The following is a 19,108-nucleotide window of genomic DNA, read 5'->3' as shown; positions in this document are numbered from 1 at the left end:
TCGCGATAACGCCACGTTCATCGAGTTGTTGTCCACGACGGTATTCCGCCCTTTCGTGGGCGTCAGGAATGTTCCGGCGCGTTTTTTACCCGCGCCTTAGTTTACGAGTAATAACAATGACTGCGGACGCCGTGACGACCGGCAACAGACGCGTGCGGGCAGAACAGCGCTCGCCGCGCGGCGGCGTTCGCGCGACCACCGCACCGACACGCCGGTGCGCGCAGTCAGCGGACACCACGGGAGTACGTTATGTCTGAGAACTACGACGTCGTCATCGCCGGCGCAGGGCCGGCCGGAGCACAGTGCGCGCGGGACCTCGCGCAGCGCGAGTACGACGTGCTCGTGCTGGAAGCCGAACCCGAAGACGGGTTCCCGCGGCAATCGAACAAGTCCACAGCGGGGACGTTCGCGTCGATGACGGGCGCGTTCGGGATTCCAGACGATGTCGTGATGAACTACACCGACGAGGTCGTTCTGGAGTCTCCCAACGAGCACTTCGTCCAGCATCAGCCCGGCGCGGTCCTCGAGTTCGCAGATTTCAAGCGGTGGCTGGTCGCGGCGGGACGCGAGCACGGCGCGGAGTACCGCTTCGACGCGCGGGTGAACAACCCCATCACGGAAGACGGGGAGGTGGTCGGCGTCCAGTACGCCGGCGACGAGGAGGTGTACGCCGACATCGTCGTGGACGCCACGGGGCCGGCGGCACCGCTCGCGAAGAAACTCGATGTCTGCGGCCTCGAACGCAAGAACCAGGCGGTCGGCATCGAGTGGGAGATGGAGGGCGTCGCCGTCGACCACCCCGAGTTCGCGGACCTCACCGACGCGATGATGCTACGTCTCGACCACGAGTACGCGCCCGGCGGCTACTCGTGGATCTTCCACACGGGCGGCGACACCGCGAAGGTCGGCCTGTGTTACATTCAGAACGAGAGCTACCAGGAGTACGGGGACACCTCGAAGAGCATCGACGACCACCTCAACCACTGGCTTGAGACCGACCCGCGCTTCGCGGACGCCGAGCGCATCGCGGACAAACAGCAGCACCGGGGGAGCGCGCACATCCAGATGCCGGACGGCCTCAGCACGGACAGTTTCATGGCCATCGGCGACACCGTGCCGACCATCGACCCGCTGTGGGGCGAGGGCATCCACAAGTGTATGGAGTCCGCCCGCGCCGCCGCCATCACGGCGGACCGCTGCCTGATGGGGTCGCAGAGAGACACGTCCGCGGACGCGATGGCCATCTACGACGACCTGTGGCACGCCCGCGTCGCGCCGGATATGCGCACTCGGTTGACGATGACCCAGTTGCTGTACCTCGCACCGAACGACCGCTACGACCGCCTGATGAGCGATCTGAACGCGATGGGCGTGGAGACGCTCAGCGACGCCAACGACGGCAGCATCCGCGGCCTCTCGAAACTCGTCCATCTCGACGACGTGCCGTTGCTCGCGCGCTTCGCGAAACATCGGCTCGCCGACTGACGCGGTCGCCCGCCATCCGAACGCCTAACCGAGCGGCGGACCTTCACTCTCCTATGAGTCATCACGAACAGCGACGCGCACCGCTCGCGAACGGAATGCCGATGCTCGGCCTCGGCACGTGGCAGAATGACGCTCCCGACGCGTGCGCGGAGGCCGTCGAGACAGCGCTCGACGCTGGCTATCGCCACGTCGACACTGCACAGGCGTACGGCAACGAGGCGCACGTCGGCCGCGGAATCGCCGCCGCCGACGTCGACCGCGAGGAGGTGTTCGTCGCGACGAAGGTATGGATCGACAACCTCGCGTACGACGACGTGCTCGCGACGACCGAGGAGAGCCTCGAACGGCTCGGCGTCGACTACGTAGATCTGCTGTACGTCCACTGGCCGTCGCGGGCGTACGATCCCGAGGAGACCTTCCGCGCGTTCGACGAACTCGTCGACGAGGGGACAGTGAAACGGATCGGGATCAGCAACTTCCTCCCCGAGCAGGTCGACGAGGCGATCGACCGGGCGAACGCGCCGATCTTCGCGAATCAGGTGGAAATGCACCCGCTGCTCCAACAGGAGGAACTCCGCGAGCACTGCGCCGAGCGCGACGTCGAACTCGTGGCGTACTCGCCGCTGGCTCGCGGAAAGATCTTCGAGATCCCCGAGTTGACCGACGTCGCGGAGAAACACGACGTCAGCGCGGCGCAAGTGTCGCTGGCGTGGCTCCGCGAGAAGGGTGTGACCGCGATTCCGAAAGCAGCGACCGAGGCGCACATCCGCGACAACTGGGAGTCGTTGACGGTCGACCTCGACGACGAGGACGTCGCGGCGATCGACGCCATCGACCGGACCGACCGGCAGATCGACCCCGGATTCGCGCCCTGGTAACCGGGGCAATTCGGGGTCGGCCCGGCGGTTTCAACGGGGAAAGAATCGGGGGAACCGATTTGTCTCCGCGGCCCGAAGGCCGCAGTGTATGGAGTTCAATCTCCCGACGACGGCCGGTGCGCTCATCGCACTGGTGGTACTCGGAACGGGCGTCTTGATCGCCGCCGGCGTGATGGCGACGAGCACTGTGCTGATGATGGTGACGCCGGCGATGCTCGTCTTCGGAGTCATCTGTCTCGCACTGGGCGTGAAACACGGCGAGTACCGCGTCGGCAGGTCCTGAAGCCGGGCTTCTTCGAGCTACTGTGCCACGTCGTCGATCGACTCGCCGCTGACGCTCGCGGCGACCCGCACGCCGACGACGCTGACGACGATCCCGGCGACGATGAACCCCGCGAGCCGCTGCTGGGGCGTCACCACGTACCCCCATAGTTGCGGGTCGGTGAGGACGGCTTCCCGCTGGAGGAACCACCCGGCGAACCCGCGAACGACGAGTCCGAGCGCGACGACGCCGAAGGGGAGGTTCAGGTACGGCGTGCTGATCCCGTCGGTGCCGATGAGTTCGTCGAGCAACCGCCCCGCGCTCGCGGTGAGCGCGGCGAGTGCGAGCCACGGGACGGCGTTGTACGTGAACTGCATCGTCCGAACGACGACGGACTCCGGCCCCATCTGCGGCGAGAGCGAGAGCGCCCCGAGAAAGATGCCGACCAGTCCGAGGCCGAGGCTGACCGCGTACGTGACGACCGAGACCCGCCCGGAGTACAACGCCGCCCGGATCCGCTCGGGGGCCTCAGAGAGGTACTGGTCGATCGCGAGTCCCTTGTACAGGAGCACGGCACCCAGGAGCGCCGCTAGCCCCGCCAGCGCCACCGCCGGCGGGAACTGGGTGAGGAGGATCGGCAGGAGGAGCAGTGTCGCACCGAGGGGAACCAGGATCGTCGTCCGCAACTCCTCGTCGGCGAGGAACTGTTTGAGCAGGTAGTACGTCGACTCGATGTCGTGTGCCTGCCGGACGACTACCCGGTCCACCGAGTCGATCCGCACGCGGCTCTCGATGACGGGGACCACGCGCTCGTCGTTCGCGGAGTCGAGGACGAGCACGGCCGAGTCCGGGTCGTACGTCTCCACGAGCGAGTCCACCTGGGCCGACAGCGAGCGGTCCGCGCCGACGAGGGAGTCGCCGCCGCCCGAGACCACGGCCAAGACCGTCTCCTCGCGCTCGTCGCGCAGATCCCGGGCCACCCGTAGCGACTCCAACAGACAGTTGACGCTCGAATCCTCCGGATCGGCCAGCCCGACGTCGGTGACGAGCGACTGGACGGCCTCCCAGCCGACGACCGGCATCTCGATCCCCGCCGTGCGACCGACGTCGTTCGAACGGTCCACACAGAGGACGAGCGTGGTCACGGTCGTGAGAAAGGTTGACTCGGTTAAAGAACTCCCGGTCGATCGGCTCGGCGGCAGGTTCGGGGGACACGTAGCCGACGCTCGTCCGGTGAAAAATCCGAAAAGACAGCAATCGACCGCAGTCGCCGAGGGTCGGTCCGGCTTAGAGCAGCCCCGTCTTCTGGAGCTTCATCAGGTCCTCGGTGTCGAGGGTCTCGCCTTCCTTGAACTTCTGGTAGATCTCTTCGGCCTCCTCCTTGGCGGCCTCGCGCTCCTCTTCGCGCTCGTCCTCGCGCTCCTGCTCTTCCTGCTTGTCGAGCTCGCGGAGCCGCTTCTGGACGCGGACGAAGTCCTCGTGGTGCTGGTCGGCGGCCTCCTGGGCCTCGACGAAGAGCTCGTGCATCGCGTCGGCCTCGTCGCGGATGTCGTCGGCCTCGCGGTAGGCCTCGATCATCTGGTTGTGGTGTTCCTGGGCCTTGTCGGCGAGCTCCGTCACCTTCTGGTGGTGCTGGGACGCCTCCGATCGGACCTCTTCGGCCTCCTCGATGAGCTCCTCGAGTTCGCCGCTGTCCTCGACCTTGTCCTTCTTCTGACTGAGCTCTTCGCGCTTGTCCTCGATCTTCTCGATGAGTTCACGCTCGTCCTCCGTCGAGAGGACTTCGGTCTGCTGGCGGAACTCGAGCTGTTCGATCTCCTCTTCGAGCTCCTCGATGTTCTTGCCGTCGTCGAGCTCGAGGTCCTCTTTCATCTCCTCGACCTTGTCGAAGAGCTCGTTGGCCTTCGCGTTGAGCTCGTTCCGGCTCTCTTTGTGTTCCTGGACCTTCTCGTTGAGCTCGTCGCGCTTCTCGCGGTGCTCCTGGGCCTCGTCGACCTTCTCGCGTGTCTTGGCGTTCAGGTCGTCGCGCTTGGAGGCGCGCTCCGAGGCCATCTGGTTCAGTTCGTTTCGTCGGTCTCGAAGCTGGCCGGCAACTTTGATGAGTTGGCCCTTCGAGCCGTTTTCGAGCTTCTCGTCGGTAAGCTCGATGTTGTCTGCGTCTTTGAGTGCCTGTACGTCGTATTCGGTAAGAACGTCTTGCTGCGTCACCATACGTAATCAATCCTCGATACCATCACCGCTCCGGACCGTGGCGGCCGCTCGTCGATCGCTGTCAACCGTGGATAAGAATTCCCGATCATTCTGCGTGCTGTGCCGCCGGAACGCCGGAGGCGTTCTGGTACCTGTTAGTTGAGCGCTACTGTACATAAATCTACCGGAGCAGTGAGCGGCTGTAAATCACTCGCACACACCTCCTACGACCCGTGTGAGCGTTTCACAGCCTCCTGAGAATGTATATAAATATAGTGGTACAAGCTCACACGCTCGGCGGCTCCGGTTCACCGTGTGTGCCTCGGCGTCGAAACCGAGCGAGACTTACCGGGCCGCCGCGGACGACCGGGTATGCGAGAGTGCGAAGTCGTTCACGCGCGCGGGCACGAGAACGTGTCGGCCGAACACGTGAGCACGTTCGAGGTAACGACTGACGACTGGCTCACCCCCGCCGGCGACTGCATCCTCGCGGTCGACGCGGACCGGGCGCCAGCCGACTTCGACGCCTCGTTCGTCGATGCCTGCCGGAACCCCGACGCGACGATCACGGCGTCGGTCTCGGTGACGGAGGCGGACGGCGAGACGCACACGGCGACGATCACCGGTCGCGGTCATCCGGACCTCTCCTTCGAGAACGAGCGGAGCCACGTGGGCCGGACCAGCGAGTACGTCGACGACCGGACGGTGCTCGTCGGTGCCGACGCGGCCGCGGCGGACCTGGATCGCGACCTCGTCGAGGCGCTCGCCGACGGCGCGTCGGTGCGGTTCGAGTTGGTCGTCGAGACGGACTCGGCGGAGTGAGTCGACGCGCCGTCGGCGATGGTGATCGGCCTCGGGTAGGACGCCGAGGACCGGCCGGTGCGAGGCGCCTCGGCCGACGGGTTTTTTCGCTCACCGACGGAGAGTCGTGTATGGCCGAGGAACCGACGGAGAACATCAGCGGCGGCGACGACGGGAGCGTCGCCGCGGCCTTCGAGGCCGGCGAAGCGGGGACGCGCGCCGAGGCGGTCGTCGACGAACTCGGCGACCTGTACTGGCAGAAGACCTACGGCGGCAAGGACGCCTTCGAGTCGCTGGTGCGGACGATCCTCTCGCAGAACACGAGCGACGTCGCCAGCCAGCCCGCCCACGACTCGCTGATGGAACGGTACGGCTCGGAGGGGGCCGCCAGCGACGCCGCGGCCGAGGAAGGGGCGGGGAATGGCGCCCACGGCGCGGACGACCACGACCTCGCGGCCGCCCTGGCCGAGGCCGAGCAGGCCGAACTCGCCGAGACCATCTCCTCGGCGGGACTGTACAACCAGAAATCCGGGATGATCATCGGCGCGGCCGAGCGCGTCCGCGAGGAGTACGGCGGCCGGGAGGGCTTCGACGAGTTCGTCCGAACGGAGGACCCGAGTGCGGTCCGCGAGGCGCTCCTTGACATCCACGGCGTCGGGCCGAAGACCGCCGACTGCGTCCTCCTCTTCGCCGGCGGCCGCGACGGCGTCTTCCCATCAGACACCGAATAAGACGATAGCAATACGATAGCATAAGTTGATGTCCTCCCGCCGCGCACCGACACACACCCATGAGCGAACGCGTCCAAATCCCACTCCGCGTCTCTCCCTCGAAAAAAGAAGAATGGGCTCGCTATCAGGAAGAGCTCGGCTTCGGCTCACGAGAAGCCATGATACGACGCTCCGTCGAATACTTCCATGCGACACAGACGGGCTCTGGCGACGACGAACTCGCCGACGAAGTCAGCACCCAACTCGACAGCCTCAACCAGAAACTCGTCAACCTCCAAGCCGAAGTCAGCGAAATGCATGCCGACCAACTCGACCGCGAAGACATCCCCGACATCGCCGAAGAAATCGACTACGTCCTAAGCGAAAGCAAAGTCCTCGACACCTTCGCCGAGTTCAAAGAAGGACAAGAACTCGTAGACGGCCTCGACGACAGCCTCGCCGCCAAAGGAGCACTCCCCGACGACGAAGACCGACGACGACAAAACCGAGCCCTCGCCATCGAATACATCCTAACAGGCTTCTCACTCGCCACCAAAGCCATGCGCGACCCAGTAGAACGCGGCCGATTCGAAGACCTATACGAAGAACTCCACGAAGAATTAACCAGCCTCCCCGACCACTAAACAAACTCTCCACCTTATCAGCGCTCTAACCCCTCCAGTTCGCATGGAGCGCCAATGCCTACTCCAGAATGATGGAACCACCGTCCTCGTCAGCGGAAGCCCAGACGACGAACTCTCAGAAGTCGTCCAAGCCGCACACTGCGAGTGGCAATGGCTCCGCGACAAACAACGCGTCACCGCCTTCGCCGAACACCGATGACCGAAGACGAACAACCCCACGACCCCATCAACCGAGAAAACCAAACAAGCCCCGAATTAGGCTGCTGCGACAACTGCGGACGAGAGCTCAAAGACGAAGATACTGTAATCGAAGCCCACTGGCACCTATACGACGGAAGCGACCAAAGCGACGCCAACGGATGGACCCAATGGTGCGCCGATTGCATCCCACCGGGTATCCCCAAACCCCGATGAAAATGGCCTGCGCACTCTGCGACAAGACCATACACAGCGATATCGAATACGTAGACTTAGTCCTCACACACTACTTCGACAACAAACGCGTCAACCAAAAACGAACGTACCTCTGCCCCGAATGCGCCCGAGACGAATACGAGAGACTAGGACTCGGCTCATGAAGACCCGTACACCTTAGCAATCACCGCGACAATACGGACACAACTACGTTCCGCACCGTAGGTCGAGCAGGAGCGAGTCAGCTACGCTGACGAGCAGGACTCTAGAAAATCAACGAGAAAAACGCAGTACGGCTCTACTCTCCAACGACCGATAGTACCTCCTCAACACACCACTCCATCATATCCCCGTCGGCTCGGACAGTTTCCATGCTATCTACAAGAAACTGTACTGGGCTAACATCATCCTCAACCTCGTGTGACGACTCATAGTCCATGAGACGGACCCCCATCTCACAGAACGCATTTTTAGTCCGCTGCTGCTGAGTCTTATTGATACCCATCTCCACAGGGCTGAGGCCGTACGCAATTGCAGCATTCATGTCCTGCAACATAGAGGTCTCATCGATATAATACGCGTCTGTACGCGGCATCATCTCAACGTCTGCCTGAGTATACGCGGCTAGGCCACCACCGTACGTATCCTCATATTTCCAGTCAGAGAGGCCTTCACCCCTCTGACGAGAATTATTATACTCATCCTCGATATCCTGCTGTACCCGGTCGCGCACCCACGAGTCTATCCCCATCAACGGAGACTCTACGAGTTCGAACGTAGCCTCCTTAGCGACGTTTCGAGCTCCATTTCGACTGAGCTTCAAATGCTTCTGGACGAAGTCCGTAATCTCACCCTGCGTCCAACTCGCCTGCCCAGTACCCCGGAGCGCAGCGACCACAATCGCAGCCCGGTCAATCCCGCGAGCACCCTTGAGCACACTCAAGTCGTGCGCCTCCGGGTCAATAGCCTCGCCTTCGCGAGCGAGGTCTTCGAGTTCCGCGACTGGCCCGTCACTCGACTTTGTAGCCACAGGCTTGCTTGTGTGTGTGCTGGCAGAGCCACTACGAGACGATTTTTCTACCGTCGCCTCGTGGATTTCCTTGATAAGCTCTAACATACCTTCTCCCCGGTACATAGCAACGAGCTCGTCGACCACCTGACCCTGCTTACGACGGCTTCCATGGCGTTCTAACGCCATTTCTTCGAGGGCCTCAGCGGTCTCCTCAAGCACCGAGATGTTCTTCTGCTGTCTCCGTTCTTGGCTGTCTGTCTTAGACATATCACTCAGTTCACACACAGTGAGTAAAGGTTTTGCTACAGTGAGTGTAGTGGAGAGAATACTCCATAGTATAGTTTTTGTAGAAAATTTAAGTTGTTTGTGTGTCTGTAGACGCACCAACCAACACCGCCGATACCACCTAACTCGCTAAAGTCCAGAATTCGAGGGTTTCAGGGGAAATTTGTCTTCGAGCCACCTATCCTCTGAGCGCCCCTATACCACTCTCTCCGCACACACACAATTTAGCTGATTCAGAAAACAGTCCGCTTACTCGCTCCGGTAAATCTCGTGGAGGCCAACTCTACGCCCTTCGATTTCAGACAGTTCGTCGAGCAAGTGCTCGATTTGTACGTCGAGTTTGACTAAGTCCCAGTTACGGTAGTCGGGACGCTTGTCGAGCATGTACACGAGTTCGTTCCGGATAGTCCGGGCTCGGTCGCTCATTGCTCATCACCTGAGACTTCGAGGAGTGCTTCCTCATACTCGTCGTAGCTCATGTCCGGGTCAATCGGGTATACAGAGTGCTTCGGTTCAACTCCAATCGAGGAGAGGCGCTCGGTTAGTGTGTAGCCCATGTAGTAGGTGTGGGCGTTTGCTTGGACGCGAGTGACGAGCTCGTGGTCTTCCATTGCATGGAGGACGCTGCGAGCGCAGTCGTCGCTGTAGTCGCCGGTCAGGTTCGTTACGCGGGCGTACCCCTTGTCTAGGAGTTCCATCATGATGTCGATGGTTGCCCGACTTGATGCTGTATGCATACGCGTTCCTTCTCTGGTGACGTATAAAGGTATTGCCCTATTTGGGCTTGTAGACCCAAGTAAGGGATACACCAATATACCCCTGCCGAGTACAGGTAGGTGAACAAAGATGTTCAAAGCACAGACACCAAAGAAATTGGTAGTACAGGACAGCGGCTTACTCGTCGCTGGAGATGACTGCGTAATCTGGCAATCCGCCGGTGGCGAGCAATGAGTAAGCGATACTGCAAATACTGTGGCTCGGATAATGTCCAGTACGCTGCTGAAGAGAACTTTGCTGACGAAATTGGAGTAGTCGGCTGGTACTTTTGCGGGGCATCTGACTGCGGGAAAATCGAGGCTGTAGAAGGTGGTTGGTGATTCGCGATGAAAGACTTCGAGCAAATCTACGAAGAGATTGAGACTATCATCGACCGCTGGTCGGACGACCTGTGCGTAGAGTGCGGTTCAGAGGATGTCGAGTATTATGTACCGAACATCCATCCGAACTCGTTCTTCGCGTACTTCCTCTTCTGTGAGGAGTGTGGTGATGGGCTATGAGTTCCGAACTCTTGTGTAGTGAGTGTAACTCGCTCAAGTTCGAGAGTAAGATGGGTCTGGTTTGCATCTCCTGCTTCGAACCACCTGCAGACGGTAGTTGGTACCCGTTAGACGAAGAAATGAATTCTGAGGCGAATGAGGAGCCTCTCCGTTCAAAATGGTGGTGGTGATGAGTGAACCACTCATCTGCGGACACTGTGACGTACCTGTCCTGATGCAGGCTCACCCCGACCCATCGTATGATTGGCACTGTGAGTGCCCTGAGTGCGGTGAATGGGACGGAGATATGATGTACGAAGAGGGCGACCAAGCCGCGAAGCGGTACTTCGCAGAACTACGCGAGAAGGTGGCCGCCTACAAGCGCTTCTACCATGACGAACTCACTCGCTCAGAAGCCCTCGACATTATCGGCGAAGACAACTGGGAAGAAGTCTCCCGGGTAGCTGCTACAGAGCTGATTACTGAGTTCAATCAATCCGATTCGAATCGGCTCGTTTCCTGCTCCGTCTGTGACTCTACGCATTACTGGTCGGAAGACGAGTGCGTAGACCGCGAGGTAACGTCACTGTGGTCCGAGTGGTATTACTCGGCAGGTGGTCGCCGATGACTGGCGTTGAGGCCAGCGCGGCCTTAATCGCCGTCAACGTACTGATGGCGACGGTCTACGTATACTGGGTGATGACCGATGAACTGTGAAAAGTGCGGCCGGGGAGCAGTCGAAGTCATCCGGGAGCGTCGCTTCCTGCTCTTCAACGAGGAAGACCCCGTCTACGAGTACGGCTTTTGCAGCAAGCACTGGCCTGACAGCGACGAGGGCGTCCGCGAGTTGATGCGCGACATCTGCTCGGGCGAGTTCGACCACGAATGCAGATACGAGATGCTACGAGAATCTGTTGAGCAGCGTCCTGCGATTTACCTCGAAACCCCGGTCTCGCTCGATTACGAGTGGCTGTCGGACGATGAACGCGAGGACTTGCAGGAATTAGCGCGGGAGGTGCTAGCCGGTGATTCGGAATGACTTGGACACTCCAAGTTGAGACCGGCGAGAATCCGGTCTGGTTAGTCGGCATCACCGATGAGATGGTCAAAGCCGCAGCGAGCAATACAGAGCGCGACATGGTCATCGACGAGAGTCGGTCGCTCTCTCAGAAGGAACGCGAGGCTATCCGCGGAAACCTCGGCGAACTCGTCGTTCAAGAACTGCTCGTGCAGGGACGAGACGCTGACCGGTGGGAGTATGAAGATGGGTTCGAAACCGACCTCGTCCGCGATGGAGACCTCCGATTAGACGTTAAGACGCGCGACCTCGCATCGGGCTTCGGCGCTCTCCTATGCCGTCGACGCTTCCGTCATAAGGAGTGTGGCGGAGCGATTACGAGTGACGGGTTTAATCGCTGCGTTGAGTGCGGTGAGTACAGTCCCGAAGCTGAGCGCGAAGACCTGCACAGCCACATGTATCTCTTGGTCAACATCGACCCGGGACTCGAATTCGCGTATGTAATCGGAGTCGCTTCGAAGCCGAAGGTCGAGGAGGCTGTCTGGCTCGATTGGTTGCCGGACCCGGCGCACGAGGTCTCGCCTGACGAGCTCGACGACGCATCTCGGCTCCTCGGGTGGGCTTGAGACTCAGACGTTTTCTAAATCGAAGCCATAGACGACTTCCAGCAATCTAACCACACTTCGCTCGGAGCGAGAAACTTGCGCTCTGAGGTCCTGTGGCTCGAAATTCGCGAAGAACCACCGAGTGATGTCATGAACGGTTTCATTCCGCTCATCCCGCGTTTGATGGATTTCACCCTTGAACCCGTCGTCAATTACACCTCCCCTGTGGAGGTAGTCAATACACATTTTAGCTGACCAACCGATTTCACTCTCGTCCCCCACTATCTTCCGCTTCATTGTTTCAGTCGTGGCATCCTCACTGATGATGTGAGCCACAACAGCCTCCCTTAGAAGGTATTCCTGAGTCTGGCCCACGAAGGTGAAGAACAGATGAACGTCGTCTTTCTGGTCTCCATCCCACTCGGTAACAGGATGGCTTTCGACCTCGTCTATCTTCTCGCGGACCTGCTCAGATAGGTGATTCAGTTCAATGAGAATCTTGCTCGTCAACATTGCGCCACCTCTCTCCCTTGAACTTTTGAGCCCCCGTCCAGCTTCGATGATGTCCTCTACGACAGGGTCCTCCGGGAGGGCCTCTTTGAGCTCCGCATCGTCTGGTACCATATGGTCCACAGGGTCGAAACCCTCGATAATGGGTTGTAAATAGTCAGACACTCTATATCGGTCAGAGTCTGAACACTTAATGTTCGTGTTGGATTGCGCTGTTTCTGGCTTGATGCGCCACTCGGAACACCCCTCATTTTGAATGAGTATCCGTCGATATCCTGCGTTTCATCCCTTCTAAGAGACCCTTACAGCGGAAACCCGCGGTACGAGCAGTCAATATCTTGAACCCCGCGTTTCCGCTGTAAATCCTTGTTCATCTGGGAACTCAGTGGTTGTACTGCCCTCTTACAGAGGAAATGTACGGTTCGACACCCCTCGTTTTGAATGAGCTTCTCGGGTCAACCACACCCCTCGTTTGGAATGAGCTTTGGGCGAGACAATACCTTTGCAGTCGGTCTTCGATTGTCAGAGTGCGAGTCGCCCAACGCTTACGATTACGAGATTCATCGGGCTAAGCTCGCATGTATCGCCTCTCAATCAACCGCTTCGTCGGTGCTCTGTGTGTGCCCCGGTTTTCGTGAAAAGCTCCCGGGGCGCGTATCTACTGTGTGAGCGAGTAGCTCGCTTCGGGGCAACACCAATGCAATTCGTCCTCTTTTATACGACTACACTATCCTCCGCAACAAAAGGGGGTGGTAAAATAGAACAATGAATGCAATTGTCAAAATCCTTGGTAACGCTTCGGCAGTCGTCGGAGCTGGTATCTTCGGTGTGAACAACGTTCTTCGGCTCGACCTCCTCGCAGGAGTCGACGACACAGGTCTTGCTACGCTCGGTCTCGTGGGAATGGCTGGTACGGCTGCAGCCGCTTATGGCATCTACGAAGCAGCCAACGAACTCTAAACACCCGGGTGAATCGATTTATGAGTAACACTAAAACAATCGGACGGACTGCCCTCTCAGTTCTCATCGTAGTGATGGTCGTGAGTGCGATTTTCGCCCCGTACGGCGGATTCGTAACCTCTGCCACCGCACAAGAGGATTCAGACGGTAGCCTCGACGTTTGTGACCCGTCTAAGTTGTCCTCATGGGCAATCTTCGTCGGCACAGGCGGAGGTAGCGGGGTCTATTGTGTCGTATCCGGACTGCTCGACAGTCCAGATGAAGCGAGCAATAGCGTCGAACTCGAAGAGGCAGCATACGTCCAACATGGCTCACTTGCTGAGACGGTTAGCCAGATGCGCGGAGATGTTAACGCTCACTCTGACGAGTGGCAGATTATCGCTTTCAGCGATGGTGAGCAAGAGATTTTCGAGGCCCGGTACAACGACGAATCAAAGTCCGTTGCTCGGGGTTCGGCGCGTCTCGCAGGTAACGACGCGTACGCCTCCGAATACACTGTCCTCTACGAGGGACACAACGAAGTGTGGGAAGAGACGTACACTTGGGGTCGAGCAACGACGACTGATGCCGATGCGAACACTATCATCAGTGTTCGCCTCGCCGCAATCGGTCAGGCATCTGGGTCTACGCTCTCATCCGCTACAGTTGAGTTCGGCGAGAATTCGACGCTTGAGTACGGAAATGTCTCGCTCCCGAACGGGGAAGAGGTAGAGGTCGTCACTCGCATCAATGATGTGACGGTATCCGGGTACGACTCGGAACCATCTAACTACGAGTACGCTGACCTGCGTATCCTTGACCCGGACGGTGGCGAGAAGACCGTCGCGGTCGAGTTCTACAACGCATCTGACGAGGTCGTAGAGACATACGACGCTAACGACCAAATCGAGATTGTCGGCAACGACCCGAATGGTGGTACTGACACCATCAGTATCGTTGACGGGCAAGCAGACAATTACTGGCTCGCGCAGGCAATCACCGAGCTTGAATCGGACCGGACTGCGATGCTCTCGGACGTAGATACTCGTGTCGACGAAATCTACACCGAAGTAGCAGCAGGTGAGATTCCGCCATCGGAATACTACGGCCCCCGCGAATTCTACATGGACTACGGTAGTGCCATGGACTCCTCGGTGGCTGCACAGCTCTACTTCCACCAGACGGTGGGATACGATGCTGCACCTGATATGAGGATGTTCGTCAACGACTCTGGAACAGAGTATGAGGGAGGTGTCCTCGTCGACGACTCAGAGACGGCACCTCTCGTCTACGACGAGACGCCTAACCCCCTGAGTTCGAATGGAGACGTATCGCTGGATTCGCACTCGCACAAGGGCGTACTGACGTTCGACGAGGCCAATGAGACGAGCATTATGTTCGTCGACAACAGCGACTACGACACCAGCAACATCTCTATCGACCTAATCAACGTCGACAACGAGACCGTCAACAGAGACGGCTCTAACATCACTGCAACCTTCGCTGAGAAGGATATGCAGGACGAAGAGTTTGTCATCTTCAAGGCGGTCCACGACGACGGAACAACCGTTATTGATTCTGGTACGTACGTCTTGTTCCGCGACGAGACTACGACCGAGATTCGTGGCTTTGTCGTCGGTGAGACTTACTCCGGGTACTCGATGCTCTACCTGACTGGCTCGGGAGAAATCGAAGACCGACAGCTCTCGAACTCGTGGACGCTGGAACGGAACCTTGACGCGGACTTCAACGACAAGGCGGTAGCGGTCACTCACGAGGGCGTAGATACGTCCTTTACGGGTACTTCGGCGAAGGACCGCATCGAACAGCAGCAGACTATCCGAGATGCTATTGGCGAGCGAGAAGACATCACGACCACTCCTGCTGGAGGTGGCAATGGTGATGGTATCAGCTCGTGGATGGCTGGCCTCGGCGGTTTCGCGCTCGGCGTAGTCGCAGTGATGGGCGTCTTCTTCGTCCTCCTCGTCCTGTACCTCGTCGGCCGCATCACGAGCGTCGCATAGACTTCGAACAACCTCTCTCAGGAGGTGATAAACTGACAACTCAAACAACAATAAAAAATGAATACACGAATTAGAAACGCAATTGAAACAATCGGAACACCTCTAATGGTGCTCCTACTGGTGTTTAGCCTCGCTACGCCAGTAAGTGCTATTGGAGCAGTTAGTATCGTGGATAGCGGTATTGATGCTAACGGACAATACGTAATCCTCGAAAACGGCGATACTGCAAGCCATACTGTGGACTCTATTACAGTAGATGGTACGTCGACGACTGTAACGACTAGTATTGACATCGCAGCAGGCGACACTGCTAAAGTATACCTAGGGTCTGGTACTGACGACGCTACAGCAGGCGTTTACTACCTCGGATTGGCTGACTCTGCGTATGACCGCCACGAAGAGGATATGACCATTACTCTGGCTGACGGGTCGAGCTCTAGCAACACTGTCCTTTGGTGGGCTGACGCTGGAACTGACCAGACTGTAACCGCTGGTGATACGGTTAGTGTATCGGCTTACGATGCATATACTGGTGTTACTATTACGGGTTACAGTTGGGACTTCGACGGCGATGGAGTCGAGGACGCTACTGGGGCTACTGCGACGTACTCCTATGCTACTGCTGGGACGTACACAGTTGACCTTACTGTTACATCAGACCGCACAGGCTCACAAACGGACTCTATGACGGTGACGGTCGAGGAGGCTAACACTGCTCCTGTCGCTGACGCTGGTGCTGACCAGTCTGCGGTAGTTGGTGATACTGTATCGTTTGACGGCTCTGCCAGCTCAGACGCTGATGGAGACGCTCTTACGTACTCGTGGGACTTTGACGGTGATGGAGTCGAGGACGCTACTGGAGCGACGCCTACGTACTCCTACGCTGCTGCTGGCTCGTACACAGTCACCCTGACTGTTAGCGACGGGACGGCGACGGCGACGGACTCGATGACGGTGACTGTTGGCGAGGCCAACAATCCGCCTGTTATCGACTCTGGGCTGGACCCAGCTACCAACATTACTGCGACGGTCAACGAGTCGGTCTCGTTCGACGCCAGCAACTCTACGGATGCTGATGGAGACTCGCTGACGTACAGCTGGGACTTCGACGGCGACGGAACGACCGACTCGACGAACGCTACTGCAACGTACACCTACGACACAGCAGGGACGTACAACGCGTCACTGACCGTCTCTGACGGTACGGACTCGGTTAGCGAGACGTACACTGTCGTAGTTGAGGAATCGACTGACGACGGTACTACGACGACAACCGAGGAACCGACGACTGAAGAACCAGTCGGCGGTGGCTCCGGCTCTGACGGCCTAAGCACTGAGAGCATCCTCGCAATCATCGGCTCGTTCCTGTTCCTAGTTGCAGTCGGTGTCGCAGTGAAACGCATCGCGTAGACGCTCCGAACATCCTTTTTCGCGGTACAGCAAAGCACTCTGACTGAGTTGTATTCACATATAGCATGAGTAAATTAATTGCCAATCTCATCCTCTGCCTGCTGGTCGTCACAGCAGCTGTACCAACGGGGGTGATTGCACAGGAATCGACACCTGAAAACGAGGAACCAGAAGAAGAGCCGACCGAGTACGAGCTCGTCATCTCTGACTCTCTCAGAGTTATCGACGCCAAGTGGGTCGGTGAGAAGACATTCGTCGCCCGCGTCGAAGCTGACCGCGCTGGCGCGACCATTACCATCGTCGACGCTGGCCGGTCAAGCGACGGGACATTCGTAGACCTCCGACCACAGACCTACGATATCTCTCGTGACGGAGTAACTGAGATTCGCTATACCGTAGCCGAAGACCGCGCTGTAACGCTCAACGCGGATGGAGGAGTCTGGCTATTCGCTGATGACTCTGGAGGAGTAGACGTACTCCCGGAGGGTGACTGGACTCTCGTCGCACTGCTCGTGAGCTCGGTGATGGCGTTCTTCCTCATCCTCGTATTCGCACTCCTCATCGGAACGCTGCGCAAGAACAAGACTGAGACACTCGCATAACATGACAGACAACACATCGCGGACAAACACAGTTGTACAGACCGGCAAGAGCATCGTATCAGCAATCGGACGCGGTATCCGTTGGGTAGTTGTGCTTGCTCCGATAGTTGGGACAGCAATCCTCTGGGTCTACGGATTCCTCGTCATAATTGGAATCAACGTTTGGGCACTCTCTGAGCTCACAGTATTCGGGGTGGAACCGTTCTTTCTCCTGACCGAGGAGCACAAGCCGTACATCCAGATTGCATGGGTCTCGATTACCATTTCGACGCTCCCTGCCCTCGTCGTCGCCGCGAAGTTGCTCAGCAAGGATGTGCGCTACCTGCGCGCCGTCGACCCAAAGACGGGCCGAACAGGTGTATGGGCACTTCCTCCGCAGCGATTCAAGCAGCTGACTGTGGTTGACGACAACGATAACGAGGTTGGTGTTGACGGTCTCCACAAAATCGAGTTCTCGGACGGAAAAATCGGGTACGAAGCGGATGAGTACGACGACTCCACACTAACTGCGAAGTCCTCGTGGTACGTCGGTTTAGAACCGAGCGAAGTCCGAACCCAGAAGAGTGCTATCGACGATATTCGTGGAGAGTTCCTCCTGCTCGTGAATGCTGCACTCGACACAATCGCTGGGAAGTCACGAGCCGCTCGGGAGGCAGGCGCAGCCGAAATCAACGAGTCCATCCGTCGACGCGAGCTCGCGACTACTCAAACCGAAGGGACGCCAGCGACGCCCCTACAGGATTACCTCGAAGACGGATACGACCGTCTCCAGCGGGTTGAAGGACAGCGTACCCGGGACACTCCCCGCGACGCCGAACTCAGACAACGGTTCGAAGATGCAGACGAAGGAGGTGACTCCGGTGACGAACAATGAGCACCAGTGAACCAGATGTCGATTCTCGACCTGTTGAAGCCGAGTTCCGCGAGTACGCTCTGGGTAGGCTCCCGAAGCAACGACACCACGACGTATACGAATGGGCAGGTCTCGTCCGAGACCCTGTCGTAGCCGCTCATCTCGCCTTTGCTGAGGCGAACTACAGGCCATCCGGAGACATGCCTGATGAGTTCATCAAGACCGTCTACTGCCAAGAGATTCTCAAGCGATACGGGACAATCTCCGCAACGGTCGCGTTGGAGACGCGTAACACGAGCCATCTGAGTTTCTTCTCGGGTCTCGTGAGCTACCAGACCGACGTATCAGGCATCCAGACGCTGATGAGCATCCAGCAGATGATTCGCGACATCCCCGTCTTCATCGCCTACATCTATGGGCTTATGGGGAGCGGGAAGACGGACTTCGCGTTCTTGCTACTGGAGATATTCATCAGCATCTACGGAAGGGAGAACATTGTCCTCGCCGCCAACATCGAGAGCGACGAACTCGACCGCACCATCACTCACTACAGCGAGCTCATCGAGATTCTGAGCGACCGCCGAGCTCGGATGCGAGCCGGGGAGGAGGTTGAGCCGATAGTGATGATTATCGACGAGGCAGCCCAGATTTTCACCGGGTCTGGCTCTGACCAGCAGAAGGCTAAGCACCTCGCTAAGCTGCTCAAACTTGCTCGAAAGGCGAACGCGAATATGCTGCTCATCGGGCAGGACGGCAAAGACATCGGACCATCACTCCGGACCCTGTGCACAGCGTTCGTCCACAAAGAGTCGCAGAAAAAAGCGGTATTCTACCACGACGTAGTAGACCGGAAAGGCGTTGGTAAGATTATGGGGCTCTCAGGCGTCCCTGCTACGTCGTTCGAGGACTGGTCGACGTACGACGAGGGAGAGTTCGTCTTCGACCCAGACGCAGCCGGTGAGGACGGCGAGAACGTCACTCAGGCTGAACTGGACGAGCTGATGGAGGAACACAAGCGCGAGATGATTGCGTTGCTCGCTTGGTCGACTGACTTGACCAACAGCGAGATTGCTGACTTGTACGATGTCTCCAGCAAGACTGTGACTCGACACAAGCAGCGATACGAGGAGAAGTACGAGCCAATTTTCGGAGACGACGAGTGAGCCGGCCTCGCGCGCATACGCGAGCGCCCGCATTTGGCGGGGGTGGG

22 protein-coding genes and 1 pseudogene are annotated in these 19,108 nt (G+C 58.5%); 17 read left to right on the top strand and 6 right to left on the bottom strand.

Annotated features, from left to right (window positions below):
- Window positions 1–249: 249 nt before the first annotated feature.
- From NO360_RS00460 to NO360_RS00450, 3 genes are all read left to right on the top strand, one after another.
- Window positions 250–1,485, top strand: coding sequence for a digeranylgeranylglycerophospholipid reductase (locus tag NO360_RS00460; RefSeq protein ID WP_256305417.1), 1,236 nt, complete (start codon window positions 250–252; stop codon window positions 1,483–1,485).
- 95 nt (window positions 1,486–1,580) lie between these two features.
- On the top strand, window positions 1,581–2,363 hold the full coding sequence (locus NO360_RS00455) for an aldo/keto reductase (protein ID WP_256307059.1): 783 nt from the start codon (window positions 1,581–1,583) through the stop codon (window positions 2,361–2,363).
- Window positions 2,364–2,451: 88 nt separating this feature from the next.
- Window positions 2,452–2,646 (top strand): DUF7333 family protein, encoded by a 195-nt coding sequence (locus tag NO360_RS00450; RefSeq protein WP_256305416.1) that lies wholly within the window; start codon window positions 2,452–2,454, stop codon window positions 2,644–2,646.
- A 17-nt stretch (window positions 2,647–2,663) separates the two neighbouring features.
- Here NO360_RS00450 and NO360_RS00445 read toward each other — a convergent pair whose 3' ends face one another.
- Both NO360_RS00445 and NO360_RS00440 read right to left on the bottom strand, forming a co-directional pair.
- Window positions 2,664–3,770, bottom strand: a complete 1,107-nt coding sequence (locus NO360_RS00445; protein WP_256305415.1) for a DUF373 family protein — start codon at window positions 3,768–3,770, stop codon at window positions 2,664–2,666.
- Between the two features lie 142 nt (window positions 3,771–3,912).
- On the bottom strand, window positions 3,913–4,836 hold the full coding sequence (locus tag NO360_RS00440) for a coiled-coil protein (RefSeq protein ID WP_256305414.1): 924 nt from the start codon (window positions 4,834–4,836) through the stop codon (window positions 3,913–3,915).
- Between the two features lie 351 nt (window positions 4,837–5,187).
- Between NO360_RS00440 and NO360_RS00435 the strand changes: the two genes are divergently transcribed.
- From NO360_RS00435 to NO360_RS00420, 4 genes and pseudogenes are all read left to right on the top strand, one after another.
- Entirely contained in the window at window positions 5,188–5,637 is a 450-nt protein-coding gene (locus tag NO360_RS00435; protein ID WP_256305413.1) for a DUF371 domain-containing protein, read from the top strand.
- A 110-nt stretch (window positions 5,638–5,747) separates the two neighbouring features.
- Window positions 5,748–6,341, top strand: a pseudogene (locus NO360_RS00430) (endonuclease III domain-containing protein); the annotation flags it as partial.
- Between the two features lie 65 nt (window positions 6,342–6,406).
- Window positions 6,407–6,970 (top strand): hypothetical protein, encoded by a 564-nt coding sequence (locus NO360_RS00425; protein ID WP_256305412.1) that lies wholly within the window; start codon window positions 6,407–6,409, stop codon window positions 6,968–6,970.
- A gap of 43 nt (window positions 6,971–7,013) precedes the next feature.
- A complete protein-coding gene (locus NO360_RS00420) occupies window positions 7,014–7,169 on the top strand; it encodes a hypothetical protein (RefSeq protein WP_256305411.1) in 156 nt (51 codons plus the stop codon).
- A 513-nt stretch (window positions 7,170–7,682) separates the two neighbouring features.
- Here the strand turns inward: NO360_RS00420 and NO360_RS00415 are convergent.
- The 3 genes from NO360_RS00415 to NO360_RS00405 form a co-directional block, all read right to left on the bottom strand.
- Complete coding sequence (locus NO360_RS00415; RefSeq protein WP_256305410.1) at window positions 7,683–8,663, bottom strand: hypothetical protein; 981 nt, start codon at window positions 8,661–8,663, stop codon at window positions 7,683–7,685.
- 267 nt (window positions 8,664–8,930) lie between these two features.
- Entirely contained in the window at window positions 8,931–9,107 is a 177-nt protein-coding gene (locus NO360_RS00410; RefSeq protein ID WP_256305409.1) for a hypothetical protein, read from the bottom strand.
- A complete protein-coding gene (locus tag NO360_RS00405) occupies window positions 9,104–9,418 on the bottom strand; it encodes a hypothetical protein (RefSeq protein WP_256305408.1) in 315 nt (104 codons plus the stop codon). The genes NO360_RS00410 and NO360_RS00405 overlap by 4 nt, the downstream gene beginning before the upstream one ends.
- 366 nt (window positions 9,419–9,784) lie before the next feature.
- Between NO360_RS00405 and NO360_RS00400 the strand changes: the two genes are divergently transcribed.
- From NO360_RS00400 to NO360_RS00385, 4 genes are all read left to right on the top strand, one after another.
- Window positions 9,785–9,958, top strand: a complete 174-nt coding sequence (locus NO360_RS00400) for a hypothetical protein (protein WP_256305407.1) — start codon at window positions 9,785–9,787, stop codon at window positions 9,956–9,958.
- Window positions 9,959–10,127: 169 nt separating this feature from the next.
- Complete coding sequence (locus NO360_RS00395) at window positions 10,128–10,565, top strand: hypothetical protein (RefSeq protein ID WP_256305406.1); 438 nt, start codon at window positions 10,128–10,130, stop codon at window positions 10,563–10,565.
- 78 nt (window positions 10,566–10,643) lie between these two features.
- Window positions 10,644–10,976, top strand: coding sequence for a hypothetical protein (locus NO360_RS00390; protein WP_256305405.1), 333 nt, complete (start codon window positions 10,644–10,646; stop codon window positions 10,974–10,976).
- Window positions 10,973–11,581: a hypothetical protein gene (locus NO360_RS00385; RefSeq protein ID WP_256305404.1), complete on the top strand. Its 609-nt coding sequence runs from the start codon at window positions 10,973–10,975 to the stop codon at window positions 11,579–11,581. The genes NO360_RS00390 and NO360_RS00385 overlap by 4 nt, the downstream gene beginning before the upstream one ends.
- A gap of 3 nt (window positions 11,582–11,584) precedes the next feature.
- On the opposite strand, the gene NO360_RS00380 is transcribed toward NO360_RS00385, so the two are convergent.
- The gene (locus NO360_RS00380) at window positions 11,585–12,184 is read right to left on the bottom strand and encodes a hypothetical protein (protein ID WP_256305403.1); all 600 of its coding nucleotides are present in this window, start codon (window positions 12,182–12,184) and stop codon (window positions 11,585–11,587) included.
- A gap of 651 nt (window positions 12,185–12,835) precedes the next feature.
- On the opposite strand from NO360_RS00380, the gene NO360_RS00375 reads away from it, so the two are divergent.
- The 6 genes from NO360_RS00375 to NO360_RS00350 all read left to right on the top strand — a co-directional run bounded on the left by NO360_RS00375 (window position 12,836) and on the right by NO360_RS00350 (window position 19,061).
- A complete protein-coding gene (locus tag NO360_RS00375; protein ID WP_256305402.1) occupies window positions 12,836–13,030 on the top strand; it encodes a hypothetical protein in 195 nt (64 codons plus the stop codon).
- A 20-nt stretch (window positions 13,031–13,050) separates the two neighbouring features.
- Complete coding sequence (locus NO360_RS00370; protein WP_256305401.1) at window positions 13,051–15,033, top strand: Env/VP5 family phage fusion protein; 1,983 nt, start codon at window positions 13,051–13,053, stop codon at window positions 15,031–15,033.
- A gap of 57 nt (window positions 15,034–15,090) precedes the next feature.
- Window positions 15,091–16,443, top strand: a complete 1,353-nt coding sequence (locus NO360_RS00365) for a PKD domain-containing protein (RefSeq protein ID WP_256305400.1) — start codon at window positions 15,091–15,093, stop codon at window positions 16,441–16,443.
- Between the two features lie 65 nt (window positions 16,444–16,508).
- Window positions 16,509–17,045 carry a DUF8063 family protein gene (locus NO360_RS00360; RefSeq protein WP_256305399.1) on the top strand — a complete coding sequence of 179 codons (537 nt, stop codon included), beginning with the start codon at window positions 16,509–16,511 and terminating at the stop codon, window positions 17,043–17,045.
- Window position 17,046: 1 nt separating this feature from the next.
- Window positions 17,047–17,919 carry a hypothetical protein gene (locus NO360_RS00355; RefSeq protein ID WP_256305398.1) on the top strand — a complete coding sequence of 291 codons (873 nt, stop codon included), beginning with the start codon at window positions 17,047–17,049 and terminating at the stop codon, window positions 17,917–17,919.
- A complete protein-coding gene (locus NO360_RS00350; RefSeq protein WP_256305397.1) occupies window positions 17,916–19,061 on the top strand; it encodes a type IV secretory system conjugative DNA transfer family protein in 1,146 nt (381 codons plus the stop codon). The genes NO360_RS00355 and NO360_RS00350 overlap by 4 nt, the downstream gene beginning before the upstream one ends.
- The last annotated feature ends 47 nt before the right edge of the window (window positions 19,062–19,108 follow it).

It is taken from the genome of Halobellus litoreus (genome assembly GCF_024464595.1).
Taxonomy (GTDB): domain Archaea; phylum Halobacteriota; class Halobacteria; order Halobacteriales; family Haloferacaceae; genus Haloquadratum; species Haloquadratum litoreum.
Note: the sequence above shows the minus strand (reverse complement) of the source record. Positions and strands in the feature narration are given on the sequence as shown.

Bases quoted from the DNA above. Each gene is read 5' to 3' on its own strand.
- NO360_RS00460 (WP_256305417.1), top strand. From the start codon at position 250: ATGTCTGAGAACTACGACGTCGTCATCGCCGGCGCAGGGCCGGCCGGA.
- NO360_RS00455 (WP_256307059.1), top strand. From the start codon at position 1,581: ATGCCGATGCTCGGCCTCGGCACGTGGCAGAATGACGCTCCCGACGCG.
- NO360_RS00450 (WP_256305416.1), top strand. From the start codon at position 2,452: ATGGAGTTCAATCTCCCGACGACGGCCGGTGCGCTCATCGCACTGGTG.
- NO360_RS00440 (WP_256305414.1), bottom strand. From the start codon at position 4,836: ATGGTGACGCAGCAAGACGTTCTTACCGAATACGACGTACAGGCACTC.
- NO360_RS00435 (WP_256305413.1), top strand. From the start codon at position 5,188: ATGCGAGAGTGCGAAGTCGTTCACGCGCGCGGGCACGAGAACGTGTCG.
- NO360_RS00425 (WP_256305412.1), top strand. From the start codon at position 6,407: ATGAGCGAACGCGTCCAAATCCCACTCCGCGTCTCTCCCTCGAAAAAA.
- NO360_RS00420 (WP_256305411.1), top strand. From the start codon at position 7,014: ATGGAGCGCCAATGCCTACTCCAGAATGATGGAACCACCGTCCTCGTC.
- NO360_RS00415 (WP_256305410.1), bottom strand. From the start codon at position 8,663: ATGTCTAAGACAGACAGCCAAGAACGGAGACAGCAGAAGAACATCTCG.
- NO360_RS00410 (WP_256305409.1), bottom strand. From the start codon at position 9,107: ATGAGCGACCGAGCCCGGACTATCCGGAACGAACTCGTGTACATGCTC.
- NO360_RS00405 (WP_256305408.1), bottom strand. From the start codon at position 9,418: ATGCATACAGCATCAAGTCGGGCAACCATCGACATCATGATGGAACTC.
- NO360_RS00400 (WP_256305407.1), top strand. From the start codon at position 9,785: ATGAAAGACTTCGAGCAAATCTACGAAGAGATTGAGACTATCATCGAC.
- NO360_RS00395 (WP_256305406.1), top strand. From the start codon at position 10,128: ATGAGTGAACCACTCATCTGCGGACACTGTGACGTACCTGTCCTGATG.
- NO360_RS00390 (WP_256305405.1), top strand. From the start codon at position 10,644: ATGAACTGTGAAAAGTGCGGCCGGGGAGCAGTCGAAGTCATCCGGGAG.
- NO360_RS00385 (WP_256305404.1), top strand. From the start codon at position 10,973: ATGACTTGGACACTCCAAGTTGAGACCGGCGAGAATCCGGTCTGGTTA.
- NO360_RS00380 (WP_256305403.1), bottom strand. From the start codon at position 12,184: ATGGTACCAGACGATGCGGAGCTCAAAGAGGCCCTCCCGGAGGACCCT.
- NO360_RS00375 (WP_256305402.1), top strand. From the start codon at position 12,836: ATGAATGCAATTGTCAAAATCCTTGGTAACGCTTCGGCAGTCGTCGGA.
- NO360_RS00370 (WP_256305401.1), top strand. From the start codon at position 13,051: ATGAGTAACACTAAAACAATCGGACGGACTGCCCTCTCAGTTCTCATC.
- NO360_RS00365 (WP_256305400.1), top strand. From the start codon at position 15,091: ATGAATACACGAATTAGAAACGCAATTGAAACAATCGGAACACCTCTA.
- NO360_RS00360 (WP_256305399.1), top strand. From the start codon at position 16,509: ATGAGTAAATTAATTGCCAATCTCATCCTCTGCCTGCTGGTCGTCACA.
- NO360_RS00355 (WP_256305398.1), top strand. From the start codon at position 17,047: ATGACAGACAACACATCGCGGACAAACACAGTTGTACAGACCGGCAAG.
- NO360_RS00350 (WP_256305397.1), top strand. From the start codon at position 17,916: ATGAGCACCAGTGAACCAGATGTCGATTCTCGACCTGTTGAAGCCGAG.